This is a genomic window from Ramlibacter sp. (assembly GCF_035706265.1).
In the GTDB taxonomy this organism is placed as follows: domain Bacteria; phylum Pseudomonadota; class Gammaproteobacteria; order Burkholderiales; family Burkholderiaceae_C; genus Ramlibacter.
The window spans coordinates 1-6,162 of record NZ_DASSVG010000638.1; the positions used below are offsets into that span (position 1 = coordinate 1).

A 6,162-nucleotide genomic window follows, 5' to 3' on the forward strand; every position below is an offset into this window, starting at 1 on the left:
CGTCGGCACCTCGGGCACCAGCGGCGAGCGCTTGTCGCCGGACACGGCGAGGATCTTGATCTTGCCCGCCTTGTGCAGCTGGATCTGCGGCTGCAGGCCGGTGATCATGATCGGCAGGCGCCCGGCGGACAGGTCGATCAGGCCGACCCCGCTGTCCTTGTAGGCCACGTGCACGAGCTTGGTGTGGGTCGCCAGTCCGATCGAGATGCCGAGGAAGTGCGAGAGCGAGCCGTTGCCCGGCGCGGAGCCGAACACGGCATCGCCCGGCTTGCGCGCCTTGGCCCACGCGATCAGCTCCTGCAGCGTGTTGGCGCCGGTGACGCTGGGGACGGTGGAAATCGCGACGTCGAACTTCGAGACGCCGATGATGGGCGTGAAGTCCGCCACCGGGTCGTAGTCGAGCTTGGTGTAGACGTGCGGGTAGATCGCGAACGGGCCGCTGGTGGCGAACACCAGCGTGCGGCCGTCGGGCGCGGCGCGCTTGCACTCGCCGAGCGCCACGCGCTGGCCGGCGCCGAGCTTGCTCACCACGATGGCGGTGCGCCCGAGCGACTCGCGCATCTGGTCCGCGATCACGCGCGCGGTGAAATCCATCGAGGAGGCGGCGCCCACCAGGATGCTGATGGGGTTCTTGTCCTCCTGCGCGAAGCCTCGGCCGGCCAGCAGGGTGGCGGCGCCGGCCGCGAAGCCGCGCAGGGCGGTACGGCGGGTGGTCATCGGGTCTGTCTCCTATGGTGGAAGGGGGAGTCGAGTGCCTCCAGCGCCGGCCATTGCCGGTCGAGGGGGAACACCCAGGCCGGCTGGTCCCCGCATGGCCAGGCAATGCCCAGCGCCGGGTCATCCCACAGCAGGCCACCCGCGTGGTCGCGGTTGTTGTAGTCGGTCAGTCGGAAGGTGATCTCGGTGTCCGGCTCCAGCGTGCAGAAGCCGTGCGCGAAGCCGGGAGGCACATGCAGCTGACGCCAGTCACCCGCCGCCAGTTCCACGACTGCGTGTTTTCCATAGGTCGGGGAACCGCGCCGGATGTCCACGCAGACGTCCCAGATGCGCCCGCGGGCGACGCGCACCACCTTGGTCTGCGCGTGCGGAGGCCGCTGGAAGTGCAGCCCGCGCACCGTGTGCCTCAGCGGATAGAACGACGCGTGCTCCTGCACGTAGTGCGCCGCCGCGCCGGCCGCCGCGAACGCCCGCTCGTCGTAGTAGTAGCTGTAGCGGCCGTGCTCGTCGGAGCTCACGTCCGGCTCGAACACGAACAGGCCTTCGAGGCCCAGCGGGGCTGTCTCCATGCGGGTCTTCTTTGACATCCGTCTTTGATCTAAATCAAAATATAATTTCATTTTTCGAACAGCACAACCCGAATGCCCCTAGGGGGCGAGAGATCACATGGCGCAGATCGTCCTGGGAATAGGCACTTCCCATACCCCCATGCTCAATGCCCCGGTCGGCGACTGGGCCCGTTTCATCGAGCGCGACCGCACGCGCGCCCACCTCACCAAGGAGGGCTGTCCCGTCACCTACGAGGAGCTGGAGCGCCTCGCGCCGCCCGGCGTGCAGGCGGAACTCACGCCCGAGGTCTTCGCCGACAAGCACCAGCGCGCGCTGGCCGAAGTCGAGCGGCTCGGCGCCGTGGTGCGCAACGCGCGCCTCGACACGCTGATCGTGGTCGGCGACGACCAGAAGGAGCTCTACGACGACGACAACATGCCGGCGATCCTGGTGTATCGCGGCCAGACGATCCGCAACGTGCCGCTGGCGAGCCACCCCGGTCCCGACTGGGCGCGGGCCGCCTCGGCTAAATATTTCGAGCGCGACGTGCCCCGGGATTACCCGGTGGACGCGAAGCTCGCCGAGCACCTGATCGCCGCGCTGATGGAGGACTTCGACCTCTCCTGCGCCAACACGCTGGCCGAGGGCTACGGCGAGGGCCACGCCTTCGGCTTCGTCCATAACCGGCTGCTGGCCGGCATGACGATTCCGGTGCTGCCGATCTTCCTCAACACGTACTTCCCTCCCAACCAGCCGACGCCGGGCCGCTGCTATCGCCTGGGGCAGGCGATCCGCGCGGCGGTGGAGAGCTTCCCGGGCGATGCGCGCGTCGGCGTGCTCGCCTCCGGTGGGCTGAGTCACTTCACGGTGGACCCGGAGCTCGATGGCCGGGTGGTGAAGGCGCTGCGCGAGAAGGACGCGCGGGCGCTCGCGGCGCTGCCGCGCGAGCAGCTGAATTCGGGCAGCTCCGAGATCCGCAACTGGATCTGCATGGCCGGCGCGGTGGAACACCTGGCATTGCGGCACATCGAGTACATCCCTGCGTACCGCACGCCGGCGGGCACGGGCACGGGGCTCTGCTTCGCCGACTGGAGCTGACATGGACGCCTGCACGATCGCTGCGCCCGTTGCCGCGTCGGCCGCCGCGGCGACCGGCCTGGTCCGGGCGCGGCTCATCGCCATCCGCTACGCCGCCGAAGGCATCCACCTGTACGAATTCGCGGCCGCCGACGGCCCGGCGCTGCCCCCCTTCAGTGCCGGTGCGCACGTCGACCTGCACCTGCCCAATGGCCTGGTGCGGCAGTACTCGCTGTGCAACCCGCAGCACGAGACGGCGCGCTACGTCGTGGGCATCAAGCGCGATCCGGCCAGCCGCGGCGGCTCCAGCTACGTGCACGACCAGCTGAAGGTGGGCACGCTGGTCTCGCTCGGCGCGCCGCGCAACCACTTCGCGCTGCACGAGCAGGCGCGCCACACCGTGCTGATCGCGGGCGGCATCGGGGTGACGCCGATCGCCTGCATGGCGCAGCGCCTGCGTGCGCTCGGTGCCTCGTTCGAGCTGCACTACAGCGTGCGCCGGCGCGAGGAAGCGGCCTTCCTCGACGTGCTGGCCGGGCCCGGGCTGCACCTGCACGTCGACGCGGAGCAGGGCGGTGCTCCGCTGCCGCTGCGCGAGCTCGTCGCACGCGCGCCGCAGGAGGCGCACCTCTATTGCTGCGGCCCCGCGCCCATGCTCGACGCCTTCGAGGCCGCCTGCGCCGGCCGCCCCGCCGGGCACGTGCACCTGGAGCGCTTCGCGGCGGCAACGCCGTCGGCGGCCGAAGGCGGCTTCACCGTGCAGCTCGCGCGCAGCGGCCGCAGCGTCTTCGTGCCCCAGGGAGCCACGATCCTCGACACGCTGCGCGGCCAGGGCGTGGCGGTGCAGGCCTCGTGCGAGCAGGGCATCTGCGGCAGCTGCGAAACCCGCGTGCTCGCCGGCACGCCGGACCACCGCGATTCGCTCCTGTCCGACGAGGAGAAGCGCGCCAACCAGGTGATGATGGTCTGCTGCTCCGGCAGCAAGGACCCGGTGCTGGTGCTGGACCTCTGACCATGACCCTCTTCGACGCGCCGCTAGACTTGCGGGGTTGGACGCATGACAGGAGAGGACACGTGGGGCGCCCCAGCCGCAAGGACAAGCCGGTGACGCCGGACTATTCCGAAGGCATCCAGATCAAGACGGAGGACGAGGATCCCCGCTTCAACAACGCCGTGGCGCGCGGGCTCGCGATCCTGCGGACCTTCCAGTTCGATCGCAAGCTGCTCGGGAACGTGGAGATCGCGGAGGCCACCGGCCTGCCCAAGCCCACGGTCTCGCGCCTGACCTTCACGCTCACGCAGCTCGGCTACCTGCGCTACCTGCCGGAATTCGGCAAGTACGAGCTGGCCGCCGGCGTGGTGAGCCTGGCCTATCCCTACCTGGTGAACATGCCGGTGCCCACGGTGGCGCGTCCCCTGATGGAGGAATTCGCCGAGAAGAGCCGCACCAACGTGGGCCTGGGCGTGCACGAAGGGCTCAGCGTGCTGTACCTGGAATACGCGCTCGGCGAGCCGAACCCGAACCGGCGCCAGCGCGTGGGTTTCCGCGTGCCGCTGATCCGCACGGCCATGGGCCGCGCCTGCATCGCCGCGATGCAGCCGCAGGAGCGCACGCAGCTGTTCGACGAGCTCAAGGACCACTACCGCAAGGAGTGGCCGCAGTTGCAGGGCGAGCTGGAGGACGCGATCGAGCAGGTGGAGCGGCGCGGCTTCTGCATCGCCGCCGGCACCTTCCAGAAGTCCACCAATTCGGTCGCAGCCCCTTTTGTCCACACCGACGGCCGCACCCTGCTGGCCTTCAATTCGCAAGGCAGTGCCGCCAGCCAGACCGACGCCGTGATGCAGAGGAACGGCAAGCGCCTGGTGGAACTGGCGGCCGAAGTGCGGCGGCGCCTGGCGGCCGAACCGCCCGCGCCCTCGCTGGGCCGGCGAGCGAAGGAAGCACCATGAACACTACAGCCGACCCGGGCTTCGTCACCGTCGCCGTGCGCGAGGGCACGCTGCGCGGCCGCCGCGCCGGAGAAGGTGCGGTCTTCCTGGGCATCCCCTATGCGGCGCCGCCGGTGGGCACACTGCGCTGGCGAGCGCCGCAGCCGGCGCGGCCCTGGGAGGGCGTGCGCGATGCGCTCGCCTTCGGCCCCGACTTCCCGCAGGCCGCCAACAACCGCCTGCGCGCGCCGCGCCAGGACGAGGACTGCCTGTACCTGAACGTGTGGACGCCGGCGCCGGATCCGCAGGCGAAGCTGCCCGTGCTGGTCTGGATCCACGGCGGCGGCTTCACGGGCGGCAGCGGCTCCGACCTGCGCAGCGACGGCGAGCTGCTCGCGGCCGAAGGCGCGGTGGTGGTGACGCTCAACTACCGCAGCGGGCTGTTCGGCTTCCTGGCCCATTCGGCACTGAGCCGCGAAGCGCGCGAGGGCGTGTCGGGCAACTATGGCCTGCTGGACCAGCTTGCCGCGCTCGCCTGGGTGCGCGCGAACATCGCGGCCTTCGGTGGCGACCCGGCGCGCGTGACCGCTTTCGGCGTGTCGGCGGGCTCCGCCTCGATCTCGCTGCTGCTGGCGGCGCCGCGGGCGCAAGGCGCCTTCGACCGCGCCATCCTGCACAGCCCCGGCGCCGGCCGGCCGCTGGCCACCCTGGAGGAGGCGGAACGCGCTGGTACGCGATTGGGCGCGGACCTGGAAGCCCTGCGCGCCTTGCCGGCCGGCGAGGTGCTGGCGCGGACCGCGCTGCTCAACCCCGCCGTGCGCGGCCTGACCACGCCGCGCGTGCTGCGGCCGATCCGCGACGGCTGGCTGCTGCCGCAGGACGAGAGGCCTGCCTTCCAGGCCGGCCGCATGCACCGCATGCCGCTGATCGTCGGCAGCAACGCCGACGAAGGCACGCTGCTCACGCGCAGCTGGCCCGTGGACACGCTGGCGGCCTACCGTGCGCAGGTGGAAGCGAATTTCGGTGCGGCGGCCGTCGAGGCGGCGGCGCTGTACCCGGCGCAGGCGGACGGCGACGCGCGCGCGGCCGTGGCTGCGATGTTCGCCGACACGCAGTTCAACTACGGCACGCGGCTGCTCGCGCAGTGCATGGCGGCGCGCGAGCCGCGCACCTTCAAGTACCTGTTCGAGCGCCGTCGCCCGCACCAGGCCGACGGCCCGCATCATGGCGAGGAGGTGGCGCATGCGTTCGGCAATGTCGATGCGGCGCCGCCGGGAGAGCAGGCGGACTTCGACGCGGTGGACGAGGCGCTGTCGCGGACGATGCGCAGGTACTGGGTCGGCTTCGCCGCCAGTGGCGACCCGAACGGCTCGGGGCTGCCGCGCTGGGATGCGTACCGCCCGGGCGACGACAACCATCTCGTGCTGGGCGACGCGGTGAAGCCCGGGGCAGGGTGGCGCCGGGCGCAGCTCGATTTCCTGGAACGCTATTACGCCCGCTAGGCTGGCGGTGAGCGCGCGCAATGCGCGCCGAACCCCAGCTTCGCTGCGCTCGCTGATCGCTGGGCTTCGCGCTGACGCGGCTCAGCACCAGCCTACACGGGGACTGCGTCACCGGCGCGGCACGCGCGTCGCCGCCTGCAGCTTCTCCCGGTAAGCCTGCTGCCAATCCACACCCGCCGGCGTGTGGAACGAGCCGCTGCGGGCGCCCCACATCACCTCGGGATCGGCGACGCCCGGCGGCAGCGTGCCTTCCTGGCGCAGCGCGAGCGCGGCCTTCAGCACGCGGCGGCGGGTGCGCGCCACCATCTGGTCGCTCGCGACCAGGTGCTCGAAGGAATGGTCGGTGATCGGCCCCATCGACTCGGTGATCGCCTGGTCCTGCAGGAAC

6 protein-coding genes and 1 pseudogene are annotated in these 6,162 nt (G+C 71.0%); 4 read left to right on the forward strand and 3 right to left on the reverse strand.

What is annotated here, in order from left to right; genetic code table 11:
* Both VFM98_RS22945 and rfbC read right to left on the reverse strand, forming a co-directional pair.
* On the reverse strand, positions 1 to 717 hold a 717-nt coding region (locus tag VFM98_RS22945), incomplete at its 3' end, for a tripartite tricarboxylate transporter substrate-binding protein (protein WP_325112211.1).
* Positions 714 to 1,286 (reverse strand): dTDP-4-dehydrorhamnose 3,5-epimerase, encoded by a 573-nt coding sequence (gene rfbC, locus VFM98_RS22950; RefSeq protein WP_325112212.1) that lies wholly within the window; start codon positions 1,284 to 1,286, stop codon positions 714 to 716. The genes VFM98_RS22945 and rfbC, both read right to left, overlap by 4 nt.
* Positions 1,287 to 1,425: 139 nt before the next feature.
* Between rfbC and VFM98_RS22955 the strand changes: the two genes are divergently transcribed.
* The 4 genes from VFM98_RS22955 (at position 1,426) to VFM98_RS22970 (ending at position 5,774) form a co-directional block, all read left to right on the forward strand.
* The gene (locus tag VFM98_RS22955) at positions 1,426 to 2,364 is read left to right on the forward strand and encodes a protocatechuate 3,4-dioxygenase (protein WP_325112213.1); all 939 of its coding nucleotides are present in this window, start codon (positions 1,426 to 1,428) and stop codon (positions 2,362 to 2,364) included.
* Between the two features lies 1 nt (position 2,365).
* Positions 2,366 to 3,355 carry a PDR/VanB family oxidoreductase gene (locus VFM98_RS22960; RefSeq protein WP_325112214.1) on the forward strand — a complete coding sequence of 330 codons (990 nt, stop codon included), beginning with the start codon at positions 2,366 to 2,368 and terminating at the stop codon, positions 3,353 to 3,355.
* 62 nt (positions 3,356 to 3,417) lie between these two features.
* On the forward strand, positions 3,418 to 4,293 hold the full coding sequence (locus VFM98_RS22965; RefSeq protein ID WP_325112215.1) for an IclR family transcriptional regulator: 876 nt from the start codon (positions 3,418 to 3,420) through the stop codon (positions 4,291 to 4,293).
* The gene (locus tag VFM98_RS22970; RefSeq protein WP_325112216.1) at positions 4,290 to 5,774 is read left to right on the forward strand and encodes a carboxylesterase/lipase family protein; all 1,485 of its coding nucleotides are present in this window, start codon (positions 4,290 to 4,292) and stop codon (positions 5,772 to 5,774) included. Before VFM98_RS22965 ends, VFM98_RS22970 begins: the two co-directional genes overlap by 4 nt.
* Before the next feature lie 108 nt (positions 5,775 to 5,882).
* On the opposite strand, the pseudogene VFM98_RS22975 reads toward VFM98_RS22970, so the two are convergent.
* Positions 5,883 to 6,162, reverse strand: a pseudogene (locus VFM98_RS22975) ((2Fe-2S)-binding protein); the annotation flags it as partial.